The 674-nt window shown below is 40.1% G+C and carries 1 pseudogene; it reads left to right on the top strand.

From position 1 onward, the window contains the following. A pseudogene (locus PVV68_RS10570) lies at positions 1–674 on the top strand (damage-inducible protein); the annotation flags it as partial.

Here is a 674-nt window from a genome sequence, read left to right as displayed (position 1 = left end):
TGTCTTTCAGAAGGGATTGATGTCCCTGCTCTTGATGCCATCATGTTTTTACACCCGCGCAATAGCCAAGTGGATGTAATACAGGCGGTGGGGCGTGTGATGCGTCGTGCCAAGGGAAAAAAGACGGGCTATATCATTTTACCCATTATCATTCCTTCACACTTAGAAGCCAAAAAAGCTTTACGAAACAATAAGAGGTACCGTGTTGTTTGGCAAGTTTTGCATGCTTTACATTCCCATGATGAGAGACTTGCTCGGACGATTAATCAGATGTCTTTAGGGCAAGATAGCAGTCATACGATTGAGATTATAGAGATTAAGCGTGACAATGAATTAAAAGAACTTACCACAACAGTTGATGAGGTCACGATACAATCAAAAACAGAAAGTTCTGGACATGTTATTGGAACAGCAGCAAGCAAATCTCAATCGGGGTATAACGAGCAAAGAGACTTATTCCGCCGTTCTGAATTTTTTGATTTTGTCAAAGCGATTTTTCTGGATAGTTTTAAAATCACGGATTATTGGGGTATATGGGCTGGCAATGTTGCTGAGATTGCACAAAACCATATTACGCATCTTCAAAATCTACTTGCTGATGAAACCAGTGAAGCCTTTCATGCTTTTGATGCCTTTCATAAGGAATTACAGAACAACGTAAATAGTGAAGTCAA

The sequence above is a fragment of the Bartonella sp. ML69XJBT genome (assembly GCF_028618515.1).
Taxonomy (GTDB): Bacteria; Pseudomonadota; Alphaproteobacteria; order Rhizobiales; family Rhizobiaceae; genus Bartonella.
The sequence above is the reverse complement of the archived record's forward strand: the minus strand, read 5'-3'. Positions and strand labels throughout refer to the sequence as shown.